This is a genomic window from Ruegeria sp. SATB045 (genome assembly GCF_059613525.1).
This window is the reverse complement of sequence record NZ_JBXWSR010000028.1, coordinates 339,706-360,255: the sequence shown is the minus strand read 5'-3', so window position 1 is coordinate 360,255 and position 20,550 is coordinate 339,706. Positions and strand designations below refer to the sequence as shown.

The following is a 20,550-nucleotide window of genomic DNA, read 5'->3' as shown; positions in this document are numbered from 1 at the left end:
ACACCCCAAGGACGGCCTGAATGAAAATCACCGCCATCACCCTCTGGTCCGTCGACCTCACCAGCCACGAAACCTACCACATGGCCGAGGGCAAAACCTGCGCCACCGTCAAAACCCATGTGCTTTGCCTTGAAACCGATACTGGCCTTAAAGGATGGGGCGAGATCTGCCCGATTCCCCACTATCTGCCCGCCTATGCCGATGGCATCCCAGCGGCGATCACCGAAATGGCCCCGGAAATCCTCGGAATGTCGCCCTTCGGGGCCGATGCCCCGATGCGCAAGCTCGACGGGTTTCTACAGGGCCACCGCTACGCAAAATCCGCCGTCGATCTTGCCCTATGGGACCTGTTCGGCCAGGCCACAGGCCAGCCGGTCTATGCGTTGCTGGGCGGGCGCACGCGCAAGGACATGCCGCTCTATCACTCGATCACCTGCATAGACCCCGATGAGATGGCCGGCATCGCGCAGACCGCCTATCAGACCGGTATTCGCCAGTTTCAGGTCAAGCTGGGGGTTGAAGCCGACTGGCAGGCCGATGCCGAACGCCTGACCAAAGTGCGCGAAGCTGTGGGGCCGGGGCCAATCGTCTACGGAGACTGGAACTGCGGCGCATCGCGCCTGCAGGCCACACGCACGGGCCGCGCCGTGGCGCATTTGGATGTGATGCTGGAACAGCCCTGCAAAACGCTGGAGGATTGCGCCGCTGTCCGGCAAGCCACCGGCTTGCCGATGAAGATTGACGAAAACGCACATGATCTCGCCTCGCTGCTGCGTGCACATGAATTGGGCTGCATGGATGCGGTGGCGTTGAAATTGTCCAAGTTCGGCGGTCTGTCAGCCATGCGCCGCGCCCGTGATCTGACAGTGCATCTGGGGGCCGAGATCTGCGCCGAATGCACATGGGGATCCGATATCGTCACCGCCGCCGCGTTGCATTTCGCGGCTTCGACTCCGCATGGCTCGTTGATGAACACCTGCGATCTGTCCTCATACGTTGGCCCGCGCCTCTGCCCGGATGCCCCCAGCCGCAAAGACGGTCGCATCGCCCCGCCCGAAGGCCCCGGTCTGGGCGTGACGCCTGACCTGGAAACCCTTGGTTCCCCGATATTGGAGATTGCCTGAGATGCTCAAGATCAACACTCAATCCGAATGGATCGCCCGCGCCAACGCCGCATTGCCCGCCGGGGGATTTGGCAATTTCGACCCCGGCATCATCATTGCCCGTGGCGAAGGCAGTCGCGTCTGGGATGAGGACGGGACCGAATATATAGACTATCTGATCGGCTCCGGACCGATGTTGTTGGGCCACGGCCACCCCGAGGTGATGGAGGCGGTGCTGGAACAACTGCCCAAGGGCATGACTTTTTTCGCCAACAACGCCAAGGGCATCGAGCTGGCCGAAGCGATCGTCGACGCTGTGCCGTGTTGCGAACAGGTGCGCTTTGTCGCCTCGGGTGGCGAGGCCGACATGTACGCCATCCGCTTGGCCCGCGCCTATACCGGGCGCGACAAGATCCTGAAGTTCGAGGGCGGCTATCACGGCATGAGCGCCGAGGCGCAGATGAGCCTCGCCCCCAGCCGCCATGTGAACTTCCCACAGGCGGTGCCCGACAGCGCCGGCATCCCGGCGGGCGTGGCCGAGCAGATGCTGATCGCACCGTTCAACGATCTGGACGCTGTCGCGGCGTTGCTGAGCGAACATGACGATATCGCCGCGATCATGGTCGAGCCGCTGCAACGGATCATTCCGCCAATGCCCGGATATCTGCAAGGGCTGCGCGACCTGTGCGACAAACACAATGTCCTGCTGATCTTTGACGAGATCGTGACCGGTTTCCGCCTCGCTTATGGCGGCGCGCAAGAGAAATACGGCGTGACGCCCGATATCTGCACGCTGGGCAAGATTACCGGTGGTGGCTTCCCTCTGGCCGCGCTGGGCGCAAGCACCGAGATCATGAAGCATTTCGACAAGGCGCAGGTCGGCGAAGACGGCTGGCTGATGCAACTGGGCACATTGTCGGGCAATCCGGTTGCCTCTGCCGCAGGGTTGAAAACGATGGAAATCCTACGCCGTGAAGGTACCTATGAGCGTCTGAGGGCCACAGGGTCCGCGTTGCAACAGATGCAGGTTGATGCGCTGACAGCGGCCGGTATCCCGCATCAGGTTTGTGGCGATGAAACTCTGTTTGATATCTATTTCACCGATGCCCAGTGTCGCGATTATCGCAGCTCTCGGCACGATGACCCCCGACGCAACGTGGATTACAACAACAGCTTACGGGCGAGTGGCATCTTTAAATCGCCCGGAAAGCTCTACCCTTCCCTTGCGGTAACTGACACGGATATTGAAATGACAAGGGAAGCGGTCAATACGGCGGTCGAGTTGATTGCCAATAGATGACCGCACGCTGCGCAAAAAAGGGACGGGCCGCTGTCAAATCAATGACAACGGCCCTAACTGATCGGATCTCAGGATCGGGTCTCACCCCCTCGAACACCACTTAAAACGGTACAGACTTACAAAACTTTCGACTTATTTGAGACCGAGCCGACTTCACAACCGGTATGCAAGCGTTATGCCTGACTCATCAGGCGACGGCAGTGAAGTAGTTCACATTGCGTGAATTTTTTTAGTTTCGCCAATCGAAGAATCCGACGCCCGCCTGTGTAAGCAGGGTTTTAGCAACTGTGCGGCCCATGTCGACGCCGTCTTCAATCGATCCTACAACGTCTTCGGTGATCGCCTCAGACCCATCCGGGCGCAATACCTCGCCCTTCAGGTGAAGCTGACCCCTATTGATCTCAGCCAGACCCGCGATTGGCGTTTCGCAGGAGCCGTCCAACGCGGCCAGCAATGCGCGTTCGGCGGCCAAACGCTGCCCTGTTTCAATGTGGTGAATCGCTTCCAGCATACCCGCAGCACGGGAATCGTCGCTACGGCGTTCGATGCCAATGGTGCCCTGTGCGATGGCGGGCAGCATGTCCTCGGGTGCAATGGCGGTGGCGGGGACGTCTTCCATGTTCAGGCGGCGGATGCCGGCCATGGCCAGAAAGGTACAATCGGCCACGCCGTCCGCCAGTTTCTTCAGCCGCGTCTGCACGTTGCCTCGGAATTCCACTACGTTCAGGTCAGGCCGACGATTCAACAGCTGCGCCCGGCGGCGCAGGGATGAGGTGCCGACGGTGGCACCCCGCGGCAGGTCGTGAATTGATTTCAGGCTGGGCGAGATGAACGCGTCGCGCACATCTTCACGCGGCAGGAAGGTGTCCAGCACCAGACCTGCGGGCTGCTCCACCGGCATATCTTTGGTGGAATGCACCGCGATGTCTATATCGCCGCGCAGCATCGCCTCTTCGATCTCCTTGGTGAACAGGCCCTTGTTGCCGATTTCTTTCAGAGGGCGGTCTGCGTCGATCATGGCGCGGTTGTCGCCGGTGGTCTTGATGACCACGATCTCGAACGCCTCTTCGGGCAGATCGAACGCCGCTGCCAGCCGCTGCCGGGTTTCATAGGCTTGCGCCAGCGCCAGAGGCGATCCTCGGGTGCCGATCTTTAAAGGTTGGGCGGGGGAGGGCAGGGTCAATGTCATGGCCTCAGCTTTAATCGCGTCACATTGCCCTGACAATGGGGGCAGAGCTTGACAAATTGCCACTGAGGGCCGACCCGTGGCGCAAACCAGATGATTGGGGGCAAAGATGGCCGAGACAAAGAAGATACTGCGCGCATTGGCAGGTGAAGTGCAGGATGTGCCGCCGATCTGGATGATGCGCCAGGCCGGGCGGTATCTGCCCGAATATCGCGCGACGCGGGCGCAGGCGGGGGATTTCCTGTCGTTGTGCTATAACCCCGAGCTGGCGGCCGAAGTCACATTGCAGCCGATCCGTCGCTATGGGTTCGACGCGGCGATCCTGTTTGCCGATATCTTGTTGGTGCCGCAGGCGCTGGGTGCGGATTTGTGGTTTGTCACCGGTGAAGGCCCGCGCCTGTCGACCATAACCCAACAGGCCGAGTTTGACGCGCTGAAGCCCGTGGATGCGATTCACGAGACTTTATCGCCGGTCTATGAAACCGTGCGAATCCTATCGCGGGAATTGCCGTCCGAGACGACTCTGATCGGTTTCGCGGGCGCGCCCTGGACGGTGGCCACCTATATGATCGCCGGGCGCGGCACGCCGGATCAGGGCCCGGCCCATGCGCTGCGCGAGGGCAATGTGGCGTTGTTCGAGGCCCTGCTGGATCGGATTACGCTGGCGACGATCGAATATCTGTCGGCCCAGATCAAGGCCGGAGCCGAGGTGGTCAAGATCTTTGACAGCTGGGCCGGGTCCCTGAAGGGCGAGGCATTCCAGAAATATGCGGTCGAGCCGTGCCGTGTGATCACTCAGGCCATCAAAGAACGTCATCCCGGAATTCCGGTCATCGGTTTCCCGCGCGAGGCCGGAGAGGGCTATGTTGGGTTTGCCAGGGCGACTAGTGTGGATTGTGTGGCGCTGGACAATTCGGTCGCGCCGGATTGGGCGGCGGCCCATGTGCAGGTGGATGGTTGTGTGCAGGGCAATTTGGCCTCGTCCCATATGGTGACGGGTGGTCAGGCTTTGGTGGATGAGACGCGGAAGATTGTTGAGGCGTTTTCCAAGGGGCCGCATATTTTCAATCTGGGGCATGGGATCACGCCGGATGCGGATCCTGAGAATGTGCAGCTGATGATTGACACGGTGCGCGCGCGTTAAGCTGGGTGGAAGGGGGCCAGCCCCCTTCTTGGCCTGCGGCCAATTCATCCCCCGAGATATTTTTGGCCAGATGAAGGGCGGATCAGTCTTTGGTGTCGAGGTCGGCGAGAATCTCGGCCCGGTGTTCATCGCGATTTGGGCTGGGTTTTGGTTGCCAGTCATGGGTAGAGAATCGTGGGGCGGCGTGGGCTTGCAGGGTGCCGTTCTGAGTTGTCCAAGTTTGGCGGCTTTGGTTCATTGGGTGGTCAAGTGCCTGTTCGGGGCTGAGGACCGGCGCGACGCAGGCGTCTGAGCCGTGGAACAGGTGTGCCCAGTGGTCGCGCGGTTGTTTGGCGAAAATCGCTATAAGGCGTTTGGTGAGCGTGGGCCAGCGCGTGATGTCATACTGCTGTTCAAAGTCCGGGTCTTCTGACAGGCCGAGTAGCTGCAGGAATGTGGCGTAGAATTTGGGTTCCAGGCATTGCACCGTGATGAAGCCGCCGTCGGCGCAGCTGTAGGTGCGGCTCCAATGGGGGCCGTCGAGAAGGCTTTGACCTCTGATTTCATCAAGATTTTCGGTTTGCCGCAGGCTCATCAGCAGGTTCATCATATGGGCCGAGCCGTCGTAGATGGCGGCATCGACGACGGTGCCTTCCCCTGTCTTTTGAGCATGTAGCAGGCCGGCCAGGAGGCCCGCCACCAGATACATGGCACCACCGCCGATGTCGCCCACCAGAGTCGCGGGAGTTTGTGGTGGCTGACCTGCTTGCGACGCGTACCAGAGCGCGCCGGACAGCGCGATATAGTTCAGGTCATGCCCCGCGGTGTTGGCCAGCGGGCTGTTCTGGCCCCAACCAGTCATGCGGCCATAGACCAGTTTGGGGTTCAGGGTGTGGCAAGGAGCCGGGCCGAGGCCCAGCTTTTCCATGACACCTGGGCGGAATCCTTCGATAAGTGCGTCTCCAGAAGCGATCAGGCGTTGGGTGATGTCCAGATCGTCCGAGTCTTTCAGATCCAACGCAATCGACCGTTTGCCGCGATCCAGCACCGATTGCTCGGGCATTCCGGGTGTTCCTGCCCCTCCCTTGCGGTGGATGGTGATCACATCTGCGCCCATATCTGCCAGCAACATGGCGGCGAAGGGCGCGGGGCCCAGCCCTTCGAATTCGATGATCCGAAAACCGTTCAGCATTTTGCCGCTCCTATAAGTATCGCCGCAGGGTTTCGGGAATGCCGGCGAATTGCAAGCCCGAGCAGGGTTCGGCAAAATCCGCGTAACGGCCGGTGCGGAATGGGTCTGTTCTGCGCTCGCCCACCGGGGTAGGGTCGCCGTCAGGACAGGGAAACAGCATGACCACCATTCTTTCGATCAGGGATTTGCGAAAATCCTATGCTGACGGGTTTGAAGCGCTTAAGGGCGTGACTTTGGACATTCGGCAGGGTGAGATTCTGGCCTTGCTGGGTCCGAATGGCGCGGGCAAAACAACTCTGATTTCAACCATCTGCGGAATTACCACGCCGAGCTCGGGTACAGTTACGGTCGGAGGGCATGACATCCAGTCCGACTTTCGCGCTGCGCGCCGGATGATCGGCCTTGTCCCGCAGGAGATCGCGCTGGAGCCATTCGAAAAAGTCTGGAACACGGTACGTTTGTCGCGTGGGCTGTTTGGCTTGGGTCGAGATGACGCGCGGATCGAAGAGATCCTGCGCAAGCTTTCCCTGTGGGACAAGCGCCGCAACGCCATCAAAGAGCTGTCGGGCGGGATGAAGCGCAGGGTGCTGATCGCAAAAGCGTTGGCGCATGAGCCGCGCGTGCTGTTTCTGGATGAACCCACCGCCGGTGTTGATGTCGAATTGCGCAAGGATATGTGGGAGATCGTGGCCGAACTGAAACAGGCCGGCGTCACGATCATTCTGACCACTCATTACATCGAAGAGGCCGAAGCAATTGCCGACCGCGTTGGTGTCATCGACAAAGGCGAATTGCTGCTGGTTCAGGACAAGAACACTCTGATGGCGCAAATGGGCAAGAAGCAGATCGAAGTCATGTTGACCGATCCCATCGCGTCGATCCCCGACAGTCTTGCAGCGCATAACCTGACGCTGAATGGCAATGGCGATGCCCTGATCTATACCTACGATACCCATGCCGACCGCACCGGCATCACCACGTTGCTGAACGATGTGGCGCAAGCCGGGCTCATTCTGCGCGACGTGCAGACCCGCCAGTCGAGCCTGGAAGAAATATTTGTCAATCTGGTGTCGGGAGAGCCCGCATGAACTGGTCCGCAATCGCTGCTATTTACCGGTTCGAAATGGCCCGGTTCTTCCGGACGCTGGCACAGAGCTTTTTGTCTCCGGTTCTGTCGACCTCTTTGTATTTCGTCGTCTTCGGTACTGCGATCGGCAGTCGTATCCAAGAAGTTGAGGGCGTATCCTATGGCGCGTTCATCGTGCCGGGTTTGATCATGCTGTCGGTGGTGACGTTGTCGATATCGAACGCGTCTTTCGGGATTTATTTCCCCAAATTCCTTGGCACGATCTACGAGCTGCTCTCGGCCCCTGTGAACTTTATCGAGATCGTGGTCGGCTATGTGGGGGCGGCGGCGACCAAGGCGCTTTTTGTAGGGGTGGTGATCCTGATCACGGCGACGTTTTTTGTGGATTTACGGATCGAACATCCGCTGGCAATGGTGGCGTTTCTGGTGCTGACTTGCCTCAGTTTCTCACTGCTTGGATTCATAATTGGCATCTGGGCAGGCAACTTCGAGCAGATGTCGCTGGTGCCGCAACTGGTGGTAACGCCGTTGATCTTTTTGGGGGGCACATTCTATTCGATCTCGATGCTGCCGCCGGTTTGGCAAACGATCACATTGTTCAATCCGGTAGTCTATCTGATTTCAGGTTTCAGATGGTCGTTTTATGGGTTGGCTGATGTGCCGATAGGCTTCAGCCTGCTGGCAATCGTGGTCTTTACAGGCATTTGCCTTGGCATCATCTGGTGGATTTTCAAAACCGGCTGGCGCATTCGCAGCTAGGGTGCGTTTGGCGTTGCATTTTTGCCCATCAACTCCGGGAAATGTGATCCGGCTGCATCTAACGTTCAAACGGTCCCTTGTTTAGCACAATGGCGCACTCTACATCGGCTCCCATGAAACTCAGCCTGCCCTTTGTCAAAAAGCAGCCATGCGTGGCCATTGTGCGTCTGTCCGGAGCCATCGGAATGGCCGGCCGAGGGTCGATGTCCGACACGTCGCTGGCCCCGGTTCTTGAGAAAGCCTTTCGCAAAGGCAAACCCGCCGCCGTCGCGCTCGAGGTCAACTCGCCCGGTGGCTCACCGGTGCAAAGTTCTTTGATCGGTGCGCGTATTCGGCGGTTATCTGAGGAATTAAACGTTCCTGTCATAGCATTTGTCGAAGACGTCGCCGCCTCGGGCGGGTATTGGCTGGCAGCTGCAGCTGATGAGATTTATGCCGACGACAGTTCGGTTCTGGGGTCCATCGGAGTGATCTCATCCGGCTTTGGTGCGCATGTACTTTTGAAACGTCAGGGGATCGAGCGGCGCGTGCATACGGCCGGAGAGTCGAAATCCATGCTCGACCCGTTCTCGCCCGAAAAGAAAGAGGACGTTGCCCGGCTAGAGCGCCTTTTGGGTGATATTCACGAAAATTTCATCGCCCATGTCAAAACCCGGCGTGATGGAAAACTGGATGAGAGTCAGGACCTGTTCACCGGCGAGATTTGGCTGGCGCGTCGCGCGCAGGAATTGGGATTGATCGACGGGATTGCTCATCTGAAACCCAAGATGCAAGAGCGGTTCGGCGACAAGGTAAAATTCCGTCGCTATGGGTTGCGGAAACCTTTGTGGTCCCGGTTCGGTGCTTCTTTGGCACAAGATGCGATTGCAGGGCTTGAGGAACGCGCGGCCTATGCGCGTTTTGGGTTGTGACGTGATTATCAAGATTGTCACCCTCTTCCTGATCGCCATGGGCGTGTTGGCCATGTTTGGTAAGCTGCGTTTTCCCGGACAGAAAAGGTTGCAATCGGCACGGTGTCCGCGCTGCGGGCGGTTCAGGATCGGTAAAGGCCCCTGCGCCTGCAAAAAAGGAGGCCGTACATGACGGCATGGCTGTTATCCGGCCTCGGATTGCTGATCCTGTTGCTGGCAGGGGATGCGCTTGTGCGTGGTGCGGTAAACCTGAGCCTGCGTCTGGGCGTACCTGCGTTGATTGTCAGTCTGACGATTGTGGCCTTTGGCACTTCGGCGCCTGAATTGTTGATCGCTATCAGTGCGATCAAGGAAAACGCGCCGGGTATTGCGCTCGGGAACGTGGTCGGGTCGAACACGGCCAACATCCTGCTGGTACTGGGCCTTCCAGCGTTGCTTGCCACTTTGCACACAAGCGAGTGCGACAGCCGCAAGAACTATGTCTTCATGATCATGGCCACAGTGTTGTTTATTGGGTTGGCTTTCTTGGGCGAATTCAATCTGGTCAGCGGAGGTATCCTGCTGGCTGCACTGGCTCTGGTCCTTTGGAATGCCTTCCGCGAGGCCCATGCCCATCGGAAAGCCTGTGGTGAGGCTTGCAACGATGACGAAGAACTGGATGGTCTCGAAGAGGCCGACCCGGATATGCCGTACTGGAAGGTCGCGATCTATCTGCTGCTGGGTCTGATCGGATTGCCGATGGGCGCGCATCTGCTGGTCGAAAACGCAACCGTGATCGCGCGCACCTATGGGATCAGTGAAACGATTATCGGTCTGACTTTGGTGGCGGTCGGTACGTCTCTGCCCGAATTGGCCACGACTGTTATGGCGGCGTTGCGGCGTCAGGCAGACGTTGCGCTAGGTAACGTGATCGGGTCAAACATGTTCAACCTGTTGGCCATTGTCGGTATCGCGACATTGGTCGGACGAATTCCGGTTGATCCCGAGTTCCTGCAATTCGATCTGTGGGTCATGCTGGGCGCATCATTGCTGCTGATCCCGTTCGTGTTTTTCAAGAAAGATATCACGCGAGTGTGGGGCTTGCTGTTGACCCTGCTCTATGCGGTCTACATCGTCACATTGCTGGCGTAATGTGACGGAGAGTCCCCGATGACCCGAGCCCTTGTAACCGGAGCAGGTATTCGCCTTGGCCGGGCCATGGCCCTGTATCTGGCGCAGCGTGGATATGATGTAGCTGTCCACTATGCTTCGTCCGAACAACCGGCGTCGGATGTCGTGGCCGAGATACGATCAATGGGTCGCAATGCTGTTGCCCTACAAACCGACCTGCTGGACGAGGCGCAGGTGAACGCCCTGTTGCCCCGCGCAGCCGAGGCACTGGGTGGGTCGATCACCTGTCTGGTCAACAACGCCTCGATCTTTGAATACGACAATATCCAAACGGCCACGCGGCAAAGCTGGGACCGGCATCTCGAAAGTAACCTGCGCGCGCCTTTTGTGCTGACTCAGGCGATGGCTGAACAAGGGTTGCAGCCCGACACCGATGCGGCAGGCGAACCGGTCGCAACCGGTCTTATCGTCAATATGGTCGACATGCGGGTACGCAAGCTGACCCCCGAGTTCATGTCCTACACAATCGCCAAGATGGGCCTGTGGGCGCTGACCCGCACTGCTGCGCAAGCGTTGACCCCGGCGATCCGCGTCAACGCAATCGGTCCCGGTCCCACGATGCAGGGGCACCGCCAAAGCGTCGATCACTTTAATGCGCAACGGCGGAGCACGGTATTGGAGCGCGGCGCGAACCCTTCGGACATCACTGCCGCGCTGGGGTATTTTCTGGATGCACAGGCGGTCACAGGGCAGCTTTTATGTGTGGATGGGGGGCAGCATCTTGGCTGGCAAACTCCGGATGTTTTGGGCGTTGAATAGGTAATTCTCAGATAAGTTTTGCACCGCTCTCATTTCCGTTACCAACACGTTACAAAAATGTATTGTTTTTCATGCACTTGTCTCGTTTTAGAAAAAATAACGTTGAAAAACAGTTGGTTAGGTTATTGCCTAATTTTTGTGCAAACCAAGGAATCCTTAATGAATTAAGGGAAAATCGCGATACCCGGAAACTTATCTTCATACTTATCCACAGAAACCGTGGATTTGTTTTCTCTTGATCTGAGGCGCTCAAGATTGCAGCCATGGTCAGGGAATCATATTTCAGACACATGACCGTCCAGAACGAATCGAACTCCGAAACCCAAAGCGTTGGATACGAATGTATACAGCGATATGTGAAAACGCTGGACAGCTCTCCGGGCGTTTACCGGATGTTGGATGCGGACAGTCGGGTTCTTTATGTCGGCAAGGCGCGAAACCTGAAGGCGCGGGTGTCGAACTATACGCGGCCTGGACATTCGGGGCGGATCGAGAAGATGATCGCCGCGACGGCTTCGATGATGTTTCTGACCACGCGGACAGAGACCGAAGCGCTGCTGCTGGAGCAGAACCTGATCAAGCAGCTCAAGCCCAAGTACAACGTGCTGTTGCGCGACGATAAGAGTTTTCCGAACATTCTGGTCGCCAAGGATCATGGGTTTCCGCAGATCAAGAAACATCGCGGGGCGAAGAAAGAAAAGGGCGCCTATTTTGGCCCCTTCGCCAGTGCGGGTGCCGTTAACCGGACGCTGAACCAGCTGCAAAAAGCGTTCCTGCTGCGCAACTGCTCGGATTCCATGTTCGACAGCCGGACGCGGCCCTGTCTGCTGTATCAGATTAAGCGCTGTTCTGGGCCGTGTGTTGGGTTGATCTCGGAAAGCGACTACGGCGAAAGCGTCAAGGATGCAGAACGTTTCCTGTCGGGCCGGTCGACCAAGGTGCAAGAAGAACTGGCCGAACAGATGATGGCCGCGTCCGAGGCGATGGAGTTCGAACGCGCCGCCAGCCTACGCGACCGTATTCGCGCGCTGACGCAGGTGCAGACAAGCCAAGGCATCAACCCGCGCGGCGTGGCCGAAGCGGATGTGATCGGACTCTATATGGATAGTGGGCAGGCCTGTGTGCAGGTGTTCTTTATCCGGGCCAACCAGAACTGGGGCAACAAGGACTTTTACCCTCGGGTCGGGGCGGATGTGTCACCTGCCGAGGTGATGGAGGCGTTTCTCGGTCAGTTCTACGACAACAAGGAACCGCCGCGTCAGTTGATCCTGTCAGATGGGATCGAGAACGCTGATCTGATGCAGGATGCGCTGTCGGAAAAAGCCGGGCGCAAGGTGGAAATCCTTGTGCCGCAGCGCGGTGAGAAACAAGAACTGGTCGCCGGAGCCCTGCGCAACGCGCGTGAGTCGCTGGCCCGTCGCATGTCGGAAAGCGCCACGCAAGCCAAGCTTTTGCGTGGCGTGGCCGAGGCGTTTGATCTGGACACGCCACCCGAGCGGATTGAGGTTTACGATAACAGCCATATCCAAGGCACCAACGCGGTGGGTGGGATGATCGTAGCGGGCCCCGAGGGGTTCATGAAAAACGCCTATCGCAAGTTCAACATCCGGGGCGATGACCTGACGCCGGGCGACGACTTTGGCATGATGAAAGAGGTCCTGACCCGCCGTTTCACTCGTCTGTTGAAAGAAGACCCAGACCGGGACAAGGGCCATTGGCCCGACCTGCTTTTGATCGACGGCGGCGCAGGGCAGGTGAGTGCGGTGCATGAGATCATGGTCGAACATGGCGTCGAAGACATCCCGATGGTCGGTGTCGCCAAGGGCGTAGATCGCGATCACGGCAAAGAGGAATTCCACCGCATCGGCCAACGCGCCTTTGCGCTGAAGCGTAACGATCCGGTGCTGTATTTCATTCAACGCCTGCGGGATGAGGCGCACCGCTTCGCCATCGGCACCCATCGCGCCAAACGGGCCAAAGCGGTGGGGGCGACACCTCTGGACGAAATCCCCGGCGTGGGGGCGGCGCGCAAACGCGCCCTGCTGACCCATTTCGGCAGCGCCAAGGCGGTCAGCCGAGCCAATCTTGCGGACCTGAAGGCGGTGGACGGGATCTCAGCCGGGTTGGCGCAGAAGGTCTATGATTTCTTCCACGACAAGGGCTAGGCTCGCCGCCCGCGCCACAGGATATACAGCCCCGAGGCCACGATCAGCGCCGACCCGATCCACATGGTCTGGTCCAGCCGCTCACCAAACATGACCACGCCCAACCCGATCCCGAACAGCAGCCGGGAATAGCGGAAAGGCGTGACGGATGAGACCTCACCCGTGCGCATCGCCTTCATCAGCGCGGCATAGGCCATGACGCCCATGATGACTGCGCCGGTCATATGCAGGCTGACTTGCGGGCTTAGGGGCTGCATCGGTGTGCCCTCCCAGAACCGATAGGCCAGACCGGCGATTATGATGCAAAGGAACCCGTAGAACCCCAGCACCTCGGTCCCCAGTGACGCGGGCGCGGCGCGGCTGGCCAGATCGCGCCCGGCAAAGCCCAGCATCCCCAGCACCGCAAGGATGGACAGGGCCGAGAAGCTGTCCCCGGTCGGTTGGATGATGATCACGACGCCGACAAGGCCGATCAGAATGGCGCTCCACCGGCGCCAGCCGACGGTTTCGCCAAAAACCAGTGCGGCCCCGGCGACGACGACCAAGGGCGTAGCCTGCAGGATCACCGTGGCCGATGACAGCGGAGTAAGCGCGATGGCCAGCACATAGAACAACCGCCCTAGGATTTCGAATACCGCACGCACCTTCATCGGGCGCGACAGTACATCGGCTTGAAACAGCCGTGTGCCGCGCAGCAGGGCCACCACGGCATAGATCACCGCGCCGCCTGCGCCGAACAGAATCAGCACCTGCCAGATCGGAATCGCCGCCGAGGCCGCTTTGATCAGCGCATCCTCAAGCGCGAACAGTGCCATTGCGGCGATCATCCATGCGCTGCCGATCAGGTTCGATCGGGGGTCGGTTTGAATGTGACGGGTCATGTATCGCTCTGTCTGGGCCAGCCGCCAATCTGACCGCAAAGCCCGCGCGCGCCAAGCCGTGTGATCGGGGTTGCGACCCTTTGACCCCGAAGGCCACAACTGCCTGTGAACGGGTCAGATTTTCAATGGCCCATCTTTTATGTCCTGAACCGGCGATGTAGAGTTTTCTTCATGAAGTGGAACTTGCCCAATATCCTGACCGTGCTGCGCCTTCTGGCCGCCCCCGGTCTGGCCGTGATGTTTTTGTATTTCACCCGGCCCTATGCCGACTGGTTTGCCCTGATCCTGTTCATGTCAGCGGCGATCACCGACTGGTTCGACGGGTATCTGGCCCGTGCTTGGAAACAGGAAACCAAGATCGGAGCGATGCTGGACCCTATTGCTGACAAGGCGATGGTGGTGATCGCGTTGATGATCCTTGTGGGCTATTCGACCGAGCATTGGACGCCTTGGCTGGTGCTGCCCGCCACCGTGATTCTGTTCCGCGAGGTGTTTGTTTCGGGGTTGCGGGAATATCTGGGCGATGTGGCGGGAACTTTGAAAGTGACCAAGCTGGCCAAATGGAAGACCACAGCACAGATGTTTGCCATTGCGGTTTTGTTTTCACAGGGAATTTTTGAACACTACTTTGTCATGGCCACGTTTGGCATGGACCCTGCGACCATTGATCAGGTTCTCATTGGACAGCTTGAGGACGTAAACCACGTCCGCTGGCATCTGGAAGGTATGTTCTGGTCGGGCCGGGTCGGTCTGTGGCTGCTGTGGATCGCGGCGACGCTGACGTTGATCACCGGCTATGACTACCTACGTAAAGCCATGCCCCATCTGAAGGAGAGCTAAGCGATGGATGTGCTGTATTTCGCATGGGTGCGTGAACGCATCGGTCTGCCCAAGGAAAAGGTCGAAACACAAGCCGCAACCGTATCCGAGCTGGTCGCGGAACTGACCGCGCGCGAAGATCGTTATGCCGCCGCTTTTGCCGACCTGTCGGCGCTGCGCGTGGCGCTGGATCAGGAACTGTCGGACTTTGACGCCCCCCTGTCGGGCGTGCGCGAAGTTGCGTTCTTTCCGCCCATGACAGGTGGCTAAGATGCGGATCGTCGTACAAGAAGCCCCTTTCGACATGGGCGCCGAGGCCAACGCCTTTGCTGCCGGGGATGAGGCCGCAAATGGGGCCATCGTAACCTTCACTGGTGTTGTGCGCGATTTGGCCACAAGCGATCTGGACGTGATGGAGATCGAGCACTATCCCGGCATGACCGAGCGCGCCCTGACCAAGATCGCCGAAGAAGCACAGTCGCGATGGTCGCTGGGCGATGTGCTGGTGATTCACCGCCACGGGCGGCTGGCTCCGGGGGATCGGATTATGATGGTGGCCACAGCCTCGCGCCACCGCAAAGATGCGTTCGAGGCGGCAGAATACCTGATGGATTACCTGAAATCCCGCGCGCCATTCTGGAAGAAAGAGATCACCAAAGCAGGCGCCGACTGGGTCGCCGCCAAGGACGAGGACGAGGACGCGCTCACGCGCTGGTGACTTAATCCGCGTTGTTGATGCGCCCGCGCAGCTCTTCGGCCTCTTGCCGTGCGGCGCGCAACCCATCCATTGCGGCGGACAGCTCGGCCTCGGTTTGCGTCAGCTGGTTGGTAAGTTCGGCCTCGCGCTGCTGCAGATAGGTGATGGCCTGATCGCGGGTTTCCTCGGCCTCATGCAACTCCTGGCTCATGCGGTCCAGATCGGCTACGTCGCTTTGGCGCACGCGGGACAGGCGATGGGCCAGCCAGTTGGCGAACCACCCCATACAAAACGCTGCAAACAAAATGACGGCGGTGGCGATGATGAATTCTAGTCTGTTCAACTTACTGGTCCCCTGCGCCGGTTTCTTCGGCGTCTGTTTGTGCGTCTTCTGACGGCTGTGTGTCCTGTTCCAGCGCTTCCAGACCCGTCTCGGAATTGGCGACGGGTTCAGGGCGGATCAGGCGAAATTCAATCCGACGGTTTTCCTCGCGACCTTCCTCGGAGCCATTGTCGGCGATAGGTTGCGTTTCGCCGTATCCCACTGCAGTGTAGCTTGCGGTGGGAACGCGCCGTCCGCGCAGCTCGTTTAGGATGGACTGTGCCCGAGCCTGGCTGAGTTGCTGATTCATCTCTTCCCGGCCCTGACTGTCGGTGTGGCCCTGGATCTCCATCCGGATTGGGCCGCATTCGCGCAGAATGTCGGCGATCTGGTTCACAGTATCACGCGAATCCGCCGCCACCGTGGCCGAGCCAGGCTCGAAGGCGATCTTGCTGGACGTCTGAACTTCGGCAATGCGGTCTTCGCATTGCTCGGGGTCTGGCAGTGCGTCTTCGGGTTCCGGAGGTTTCTGGTAGGTGATCGAAAGTGTGTATTCCTGCGCTTCGCCTAGCTTGTCGGACAAAAGGCCAGCGATGCGCGCTTTGGTGTCGGGTTCATGGCTGACGCCGATCAGCATGACATCGTCCGGCGTCACAGTCAAAGCACCATTGTGCAGTAATGACAGCGCCTCAAGCCCGGCCAGGACGCGCACGGCCCAGTCGGTGGGCAGGTCAGGCACAACGCGAGTTGCGGTATAAACCTGTTCCGAGCCAAACGCCGAGCGGGCATAGCTGTCGACCATGTCCCTATGGGTTTCATCACCCAAGCGTCCGCGCATTTGGACCAGCCCTTCGGGGCTGCGCGTGGCGGAAAACTCGGACGGGCCTGTGGGTTCGTCGGTTTCAGGCTCGGGCAGGACGGCGTGAAGGGCGAAGACCTCGGGCAACGCATTCTCAAGCTCGCCGACCACGTGGTCGAACGTGGCGGCGTTCGTACCCATCTCGGCGACCAGCGTGATGTCGGCGTCAGACATGGTCACAGATCCCAAACCGATCTGAGCCAACGCCTTGATGCTGAGCGTTGCGGCCTCGGACCAGCGGGGTGATGGAACGCCCAACCCGATCGTACAGGTGTAGGGTCCGGTCAGCCCTGCCGCTTCGGCGGTGGCAATGATGGCGTTTCGGGAATCCTGATCAGGCGCCGAACACGCGTCGAAATGACCGCCTTCGGCATCGACAATGTAGCGCAGCGTAAACGGCGTGATCACCGGCCGCGGGGCCGTGATCGACAATCCGATCCTAAGGCTGGGTGGCGCAGCACGCGTCAAATCCTGTTCAAGCCGTTCCTTTTCCTGCTGGCTGTCGGCGATAGCGGTAATCCTCACCAACCCCGGACTGGCCGAAATCTTGGCGCGTGGAAGCCGAACAAGGGCTTCGATCGCGTAGGTTAGTGCCTCATCCCAGCCTTTGGGCTTGGGATAGTCGGCGGTCTCAAGAAGGTCCGATACATTGTCCCCGTCCAGCCGATGCAAACGCTCCATCAATGCCTCGCGGTCCTGGCTGAGCGGGACCAGACCTATCACCGAAATACCGCTGTCATTGCGCAGAATTTCGGCTGAAAACTTGGGTGGTGCCAGTTGGGTTGTTGGAGCGACTTCCATCTCGTCAATAACGCGCGAGGTGTCGACTTCGGTGCCGGCAGCGGTCAGGGCGCTGAAACGCGCGGCTTCGTCAGCAGCGGTGCCAGTCAGTATGACGCGCAAGCCGTCAGATTCGACCTCGGCCCAGTCATGGCCTTTCAGATCAAGCGCGCGGCGCACCGCGAATTCCGATGCCTCTTCGACCTTGGTGACCGAGTAACTGGCGGCCAGCAGAGACAGCCCGGCAGAAACCAGGAAGATAAAGGCAACAGCTAGGAGATAAGGCAGGCGCATGTGCAGACAGAAGACTCCTCGGATGATTGAGCCGGACTCTTACAGAGGCCCGGCCCGAGGTGCAATCAGACCAGCAAGGCCACGCAAAGGAAGATCAGCGGAATAAGGCCGGTGTCGCGATTTGCGCGGAACAACTGCAGCAGTTTGGCGTTGTCCTCGGTGTCCAGTCCGCGCAATTGCCACGCCATGTGCCACCCCATCGCCCAAGGCCCGGCCAGCGCAACAAAAAGCGCCATGATCGAGGCCTGAGTCGTTGCCGCGTCGATGATCGCCAGCCCCATCAACGACACGGTCGCAACGAGGAAGTATTTCAGCCATCTGGCTGTATCCGAACCAAACAGGCGTGCAGTGGATTTGATGCCGATCAACTCGTCATCTTCGGCGTCCTGATGGGCATAGATCGTGTCGTAGAACAGCGTCCAGGCGATTCCGGCCAGATAGAGCGTGATCGCGGGCACCCCGACCGTTCCGGTATGCGCTGCCCAGGCCAGCAGAATGCCCCAGTTGAACGCCAGTCCCAAAAACACCTGGGGCCACCATGTAAAGCGTTTTGCGAACGGATATATTGTCACAGGCAACAGCGAGAGGACGCCCATCGCGATCGCAGCTTGATTGAAGGTCAGCAGAATACCCAACGCCAACAGGCATTGCAGCCCCATCCAGACAACCGCTTGTCGTACCGTGACCTGACCTGATGGGATCGGACGCGACCGAGTACGCTCGACCTTAGCATCGAACTCGCGATCAGTGATGTCGTTCCACGTGCAGCCCGCGCCGCGCATCAGAAAAGCGCCGATTGCGCAGCCAACGGCGATCCAAAGGTCTTCCCATCGCGGGGTGCCATCGCTGAGGATGGCCAGCGCAAGACCCCACCAGCAGGGAATCAGCAACAGCCATGTACCGATGGGCCGGTCTGCGCGGCTTAGGCGCAGATAGGGGCGGGTGAAGGCGGGCGCATGGGTGTCGACCCAGTTGCCGCTTACGGCATCAGCGACCTGACCGTCTGGTGTTGGGGCATTGCCTTGCATATTAAGGTCTCATGAGTGCAAAGATCAGACTGTATGTAGAGCACCCTTTGGGTCCGGGGCAATCGGTTCCTTTGACGCGTGATCAGGCCCACTACCTGTTTGGCGTCATGCGGCTGGCCGTGGGCGGGCAGGTGGCTCTGTTTAACGGCCAGGATGGCGAGTGGCTTGCCGACGTGGCCGAGGCGGGCAAGCGTGGCGGCGTGCTGTCCTGCGCCCGCCAGACCAAACCACTGCAAATGCCGCCCGATCTGTGGTTCCTGTTTGCGCCGATCAAAAAGGCGCGCACCGATTTCATTGTCGAAAAAGCAGCCGAGATGGGGGCTACGCGTATCCTGCCCGTGCAGACTGAATTCACCAATTCCGAGCGTATCCGCCAAGACCGCCTTCAGGCGCATGCCGTTGAGGCGGCTGAGCAATGCGGCGGAACTTACGTGCCCGAGGTTTCCGATCTGCAGCGGCTTGATCGCGTGCTGGATGCGTGGCCAGAAGACCGACAACTGATGTTCTGCGACGAGGCAGAAGTTGGGTCGGCCCTGCGATTGGCAGCCAATGAAACGGGCCAGCCCTGGGCCATTCTCATCGGGCCCGAGGGTGGGTTTTCGGATCGCGAACGGGCCCGCTTGTCTGGTCTTCCCTACGCACACGTGGTCAGCCTTGGGCCACGTATTCTGCGCGCGGATACAGCAGCGGTGGCGGCACTGACCATGTGGCAGCTGGCACTGGGGGATTGGTCATGAGCTGGCAACAGGCCCAACAAGAGGACGTGCCGCGCATCACCCGGTTTTTGTCCGACCACATTCAGACCTCGATGTTTCCTCTGGCCAATCTGCGGGATTTTGGTTTGAGGGGCACGGACCCTCGTGCTTTGAACGTCTGGACTTTGGGTGACGGCCCGCGCGCGGTCTTCGCGATCACGAATGAGGGCATGGTCCTGACCCAGTGCCCGGACTGTTCTGATGACGAGCTTATGGCCGCGATTGACCTGATCCGGGGGCGCCCCTTGTTCGGCATCGCCGCCGAGGCGGCTCAGGCGCGGCGTATCATGCAGATGGCGGGATGGGCCGGCAGACCCGCGACGCTCAACAGTGATGAACCGGGCTTTACGCTGGACCTGACACAGCTTGTCGTGCCGGACACGACGGGCGCTATGCTGGAACCCTTAAGCGGGTTTTACGGGGACATTGCCGAAGGCTGGCGGACCGACTATTTGATCGAGGCGATGGATTTCGATCCCGCCCGCGCACGCAAACAGGCGCGTAAGGACTTTGTCGCTTATACCCAGCGTAACTCACATCGAATATTGCTGATCGACGGGCAGCCCGTGGCCATGACCGGGTTCAACGCACGCTTGCCTGACGTTGTCCAGATCGGAGGGGTCTATACCCCGCCCGAACTGCGTGGGCGGGGGTATGCCCGCTTGGCGGTTGGGTTGCATCTGCTTGAGGCAAACGCCAGTGGTGTGTCCCGTGCCGTTCTGTTTGCGGCTTCTGATTCCGCAGCGCGTGCCTATATGGCTATTGGATTCAAACCGGCAGGGCAGTTTTCACTGATCCTGTTCAAAAACCCAAAGGACCCGGCATGAGCTTTATCCGACCCGAAGCCAAACTGGCCCTGTGGCGCTGGCGCGAAGTGTTGGTTGCCGTGGCCGTCCTGCTAGTTGGCCTTAGCTGGATCAGCGGCCCCGGCGGATTGCTGGGCTGGATGGGCTGGGTATTGGTCGTTGTCTCTGTGGCTTTGACTGTGATCGGTGTACAACGCGCGCGGTTTCGCACTGGCGCGGGTGGTCCCGGAGTTGTCACCATCGACGAAGGGCAGATTACCTATCTCGGTCCGCTGGACGGCGGCATGGTCGCCGCACGCGAGATCGAACGGCTGGCGCTGGACCCGACCTCGAACCCGGCGCATTGGGTGCTGTCTCAGCCGGGTCAGCCAACGCTTCACATTCCCGTGAATGCCGAAGGTGCAGAGGCGCTGTTTGATGTGTTCTCGAACCTGCCGGGGCTGAAAACCGAGCAAATGCTGGCCGAATTGAATGGCGGCGCGGTGCATCCCGTGGTGATCTGGGAGAAGCGCCCGATGCGCCCGGCGCATCTGCGGCTGCATTGACACTGGCGG

Annotated in this window: 21 protein-coding genes; 15 read left to right on the top strand and 6 right to left on the bottom strand. The window is 59.5% G+C overall.

The window, feature by feature from the left end:
* Positions 1-20 precede the first annotated feature (20 nt).
* Both AC2FNR_RS17010 and AC2FNR_RS17005 read left to right on the top strand, forming a co-directional pair.
* Positions 21-1,124: a mandelate racemase/muconate lactonizing enzyme family protein gene (locus tag AC2FNR_RS17010; RefSeq protein WP_496850244.1), complete on the top strand. Its 1,104-nt coding sequence runs from the start codon at positions 21-23 to the stop codon at positions 1,122-1,124.
* 1 nt (position 1,125) lies between these two features.
* Positions 1,126-2,403 carry an aspartate aminotransferase family protein gene (locus AC2FNR_RS17005; protein ID WP_496850242.1) on the top strand — a complete coding sequence of 426 codons (1,278 nt, stop codon included), beginning with the start codon at positions 1,126-1,128 and terminating at the stop codon, positions 2,401-2,403.
* Between the two features lie 229 nt (positions 2,404-2,632).
* Here the strand turns inward: AC2FNR_RS17005 and hemC are convergent, their stop codons facing one another.
* Entirely contained in the window at positions 2,633-3,592 is a 960-nt protein-coding gene (gene hemC / locus AC2FNR_RS17000) for a hydroxymethylbilane synthase (protein ID WP_496850241.1), read from the bottom strand.
* Between the two features lie 106 nt (positions 3,593-3,698).
* On the opposite strand from hemC, the gene hemE reads away from it, so the two are divergent.
* Complete coding sequence (gene hemE, locus AC2FNR_RS16995; RefSeq protein ID WP_496850239.1) at positions 3,699-4,733, top strand: uroporphyrinogen decarboxylase; 1,035 nt, start codon at positions 3,699-3,701, stop codon at positions 4,731-4,733.
* Positions 4,734-4,815: 82 nt separating this feature from the next.
* Here the strand turns inward: hemE and AC2FNR_RS16990 are convergent, their stop codons facing one another.
* Positions 4,816-5,904 (bottom strand): CaiB/BaiF CoA transferase family protein, encoded by a 1,089-nt coding sequence (locus tag AC2FNR_RS16990; RefSeq protein ID WP_496850237.1) that lies wholly within the window; start codon positions 5,902-5,904, stop codon positions 4,816-4,818.
* Between the two features lie 158 nt (positions 5,905-6,062).
* Here AC2FNR_RS16990 and AC2FNR_RS16985 point away from each other — a divergent pair, with 158 nt between their 5' ends.
* The 6 genes from AC2FNR_RS16985 to uvrC all read left to right on the top strand — a co-directional run bounded on the left by AC2FNR_RS16985 (position 6,063) and on the right by uvrC (position 12,755).
* Positions 6,063-6,992 carry an ABC transporter ATP-binding protein gene (locus AC2FNR_RS16985; RefSeq protein ID WP_170353628.1) on the top strand — a complete coding sequence of 310 codons (930 nt, stop codon included), beginning with the start codon at positions 6,063-6,065 and terminating at the stop codon, positions 6,990-6,992.
* Positions 6,989-7,750, top strand: a complete 762-nt coding sequence (locus tag AC2FNR_RS16980; RefSeq protein WP_480866737.1) for an ABC transporter permease — start codon at positions 6,989-6,991, stop codon at positions 7,748-7,750. The genes AC2FNR_RS16985 and AC2FNR_RS16980 overlap by 4 nt, the downstream gene beginning before the upstream one ends.
* 113 nt (positions 7,751-7,863) lie before the next feature.
* The gene (locus AC2FNR_RS16975) at positions 7,864-8,661 is read left to right on the top strand and encodes a S49 family peptidase (RefSeq protein ID WP_170751957.1); all 798 of its coding nucleotides are present in this window, start codon (positions 7,864-7,866) and stop codon (positions 8,659-8,661) included.
* A gap of 168 nt (positions 8,662-8,829) precedes the next feature.
* The gene (locus AC2FNR_RS16970; protein ID WP_170751955.1) at positions 8,830-9,792 is read left to right on the top strand and encodes a calcium/sodium antiporter; all 963 of its coding nucleotides are present in this window, start codon (positions 8,830-8,832) and stop codon (positions 9,790-9,792) included.
* 18 nt (positions 9,793-9,810) lie between these two features.
* A complete protein-coding gene (locus AC2FNR_RS16965) occupies positions 9,811-10,590 on the top strand; it encodes an SDR family oxidoreductase (protein WP_496850235.1) in 780 nt (259 codons plus the stop codon).
* Positions 10,591-10,880: 290 nt separating this feature from the next.
* A complete protein-coding gene (uvrC, locus tag AC2FNR_RS16960) occupies positions 10,881-12,755 on the top strand; it encodes an excinuclease ABC subunit UvrC (RefSeq protein WP_496850337.1) in 1,875 nt (624 codons plus the stop codon).
* On the opposite strand, the gene AC2FNR_RS16955 is transcribed toward uvrC, so the two are convergent.
* Positions 12,752-13,636: a DMT family transporter gene (locus AC2FNR_RS16955; protein ID WP_496850234.1), complete on the bottom strand. Its 885-nt coding sequence runs from the start codon at positions 13,634-13,636 to the stop codon at positions 12,752-12,754. The two genes, uvrC and AC2FNR_RS16955, sit on opposite strands and share 4 nt — an antisense overlap.
* A 171-nt stretch (positions 13,637-13,807) precedes the next feature.
* On the opposite strand from AC2FNR_RS16955, the gene pgsA reads away from it, so the two are divergent.
* From pgsA to AC2FNR_RS16940, 3 genes are read left to right on the top strand one after another with little or no spacing between them, the layout of a single operon-like run.
* On the top strand, positions 13,808-14,476 hold the full coding sequence (gene pgsA, locus AC2FNR_RS16950; protein ID WP_480866744.1) for a CDP-diacylglycerol--glycerol-3-phosphate 3-phosphatidyltransferase: 669 nt from the start codon (positions 13,808-13,810) through the stop codon (positions 14,474-14,476).
* Positions 14,477-14,479: 3 nt separating this feature from the next.
* Entirely contained in the window at positions 14,480-14,725 is a 246-nt protein-coding gene (moaD, locus tag AC2FNR_RS16945) for a molybdopterin converting factor subunit 1 (protein WP_170353620.1), read from the top strand.
* A 1-nt stretch (position 14,726) separates the two neighbouring features.
* Positions 14,727-15,173, top strand: a complete 447-nt coding sequence (locus tag AC2FNR_RS16940; protein ID WP_480866745.1) for a molybdenum cofactor biosynthesis protein MoaE — start codon at positions 14,727-14,729, stop codon at positions 15,171-15,173.
* A 1-nt stretch (position 15,174) separates the two neighbouring features.
* On the opposite strand, the gene AC2FNR_RS16935 is transcribed toward AC2FNR_RS16940, so the two are convergent.
* The 3 genes from AC2FNR_RS16935 to ubiA all read right to left on the bottom strand — a co-directional run bounded on the left by AC2FNR_RS16935 (position 15,175) and on the right by ubiA (position 18,435).
* Positions 15,175-15,495 carry a hypothetical protein gene (locus AC2FNR_RS16935; protein ID WP_170353618.1) on the bottom strand — a complete coding sequence of 107 codons (321 nt, stop codon included), beginning with the start codon at positions 15,493-15,495 and terminating at the stop codon, positions 15,175-15,177.
* Position 15,496: 1 nt separating this feature from the next.
* Positions 15,497-17,407 (bottom strand): OmpA family protein, encoded by a 1,911-nt coding sequence (locus tag AC2FNR_RS16930; RefSeq protein WP_496850230.1) that lies wholly within the window; start codon positions 17,405-17,407, stop codon positions 15,497-15,499.
* Positions 17,408-17,472: 65 nt separating this feature from the next.
* Positions 17,473-18,435 carry a 4-hydroxybenzoate octaprenyltransferase gene (ubiA, locus tag AC2FNR_RS16925; protein WP_480866749.1) on the bottom strand — a complete coding sequence of 321 codons (963 nt, stop codon included), beginning with the start codon at positions 18,433-18,435 and terminating at the stop codon, positions 17,473-17,475.
* Between the two features lie 11 nt (positions 18,436-18,446).
* Here ubiA and AC2FNR_RS16920 point away from each other — a divergent pair, with 11 nt between their 5' ends.
* Genes AC2FNR_RS16920 through AC2FNR_RS16910 form a run of 3 tightly spaced genes read left to right on the top strand, consistent with a single transcriptional unit; the run spans position 18,447 to position 20,541 of the window.
* Positions 18,447-19,172 carry a 16S rRNA (uracil(1498)-N(3))-methyltransferase gene (locus AC2FNR_RS16920; protein ID WP_480866751.1) on the top strand — a complete coding sequence of 242 codons (726 nt, stop codon included), beginning with the start codon at positions 18,447-18,449 and terminating at the stop codon, positions 19,170-19,172.
* Entirely contained in the window at positions 19,169-20,017 is an 849-nt protein-coding gene (locus AC2FNR_RS16915; protein ID WP_480866753.1) for a GNAT family N-acetyltransferase, read from the top strand. The genes AC2FNR_RS16920 and AC2FNR_RS16915 overlap by 4 nt, the downstream gene beginning before the upstream one ends.
* A complete protein-coding gene (locus AC2FNR_RS16910; RefSeq protein ID WP_496850228.1) occupies positions 20,014-20,541 on the top strand; it encodes a hypothetical protein in 528 nt (175 codons plus the stop codon). The genes AC2FNR_RS16915 and AC2FNR_RS16910 overlap by 4 nt, the downstream gene beginning before the upstream one ends.
* Positions 20,542-20,550 lie beyond the last annotated feature (9 nt).

Coding starts and splice junctions, on each gene's coding strand:
- AC2FNR_RS16980 (WP_480866737.1), top strand. CDS start 6,989: ATGAACTGGTCCGCAATCGCTGCTATTTACCGGTTCGAAATGGCCCGG.
- AC2FNR_RS16955 (WP_496850234.1), bottom strand. CDS start 13,636: ATGACCCGTCACATTCAAACCGACCCCCGATCGAACCTGATCGGCAGC.
- pgsA (WP_480866744.1), top strand. CDS start 13,808: ATGAAGTGGAACTTGCCCAATATCCTGACCGTGCTGCGCCTTCTGGCC.
- ubiA (WP_480866749.1), bottom strand. CDS start 18,435: ATGCAAGGCAATGCCCCAACACCAGACGGTCAGGTCGCTGATGCCGTA.
- uvrC (WP_496850337.1), top strand. CDS start 10,881: ATGACCGTCCAGAACGAATCGAACTCCGAAACCCAAAGCGTTGGATAC.
- hemE (WP_496850239.1), top strand. CDS start 3,699: ATGGCCGAGACAAAGAAGATACTGCGCGCATTGGCAGGTGAAGTGCAG.
- AC2FNR_RS16920 (WP_480866751.1), top strand. CDS start 18,447: ATGAGTGCAAAGATCAGACTGTATGTAGAGCACCCTTTGGGTCCGGGG.
- AC2FNR_RS16910 (WP_496850228.1), top strand. CDS start 20,014: ATGAGCTTTATCCGACCCGAAGCCAAACTGGCCCTGTGGCGCTGGCGC.
- AC2FNR_RS16915 (WP_480866753.1), top strand. CDS start 19,169: ATGAGCTGGCAACAGGCCCAACAAGAGGACGTGCCGCGCATCACCCGG.
- moaD (WP_170353620.1), top strand. CDS start 14,480: ATGGATGTGCTGTATTTCGCATGGGTGCGTGAACGCATCGGTCTGCCC.
- AC2FNR_RS16985 (WP_170353628.1), top strand. CDS start 6,063: ATGACCACCATTCTTTCGATCAGGGATTTGCGAAAATCCTATGCTGAC.
- AC2FNR_RS16940 (WP_480866745.1), top strand. CDS start 14,727: ATGCGGATCGTCGTACAAGAAGCCCCTTTCGACATGGGCGCCGAGGCC.
- AC2FNR_RS16975 (WP_170751957.1), top strand. CDS start 7,864: ATGAAACTCAGCCTGCCCTTTGTCAAAAAGCAGCCATGCGTGGCCATT.
- AC2FNR_RS16970 (WP_170751955.1), top strand. CDS start 8,830: ATGACGGCATGGCTGTTATCCGGCCTCGGATTGCTGATCCTGTTGCTG.
- AC2FNR_RS16965 (WP_496850235.1), top strand. CDS start 9,811: ATGACCCGAGCCCTTGTAACCGGAGCAGGTATTCGCCTTGGCCGGGCC.
- AC2FNR_RS17005 (WP_496850242.1), top strand. CDS start 1,126: ATGCTCAAGATCAACACTCAATCCGAATGGATCGCCCGCGCCAACGCC.
- AC2FNR_RS17010 (WP_496850244.1), top strand. CDS start 21: ATGAAAATCACCGCCATCACCCTCTGGTCCGTCGACCTCACCAGCCAC.
- hemC (WP_496850241.1), bottom strand. CDS start 3,592: ATGACATTGACCCTGCCCTCCCCCGCCCAACCTTTAAAGATCGGCACC.
- AC2FNR_RS16990 (WP_496850237.1), bottom strand. CDS start 5,904: ATGCTGAACGGTTTTCGGATCATCGAATTCGAAGGGCTGGGCCCCGCG.
- AC2FNR_RS16930 (WP_496850230.1), bottom strand. CDS start 17,407: ATGCGCCTGCCTTATCTCCTAGCTGTTGCCTTTATCTTCCTGGTTTCT.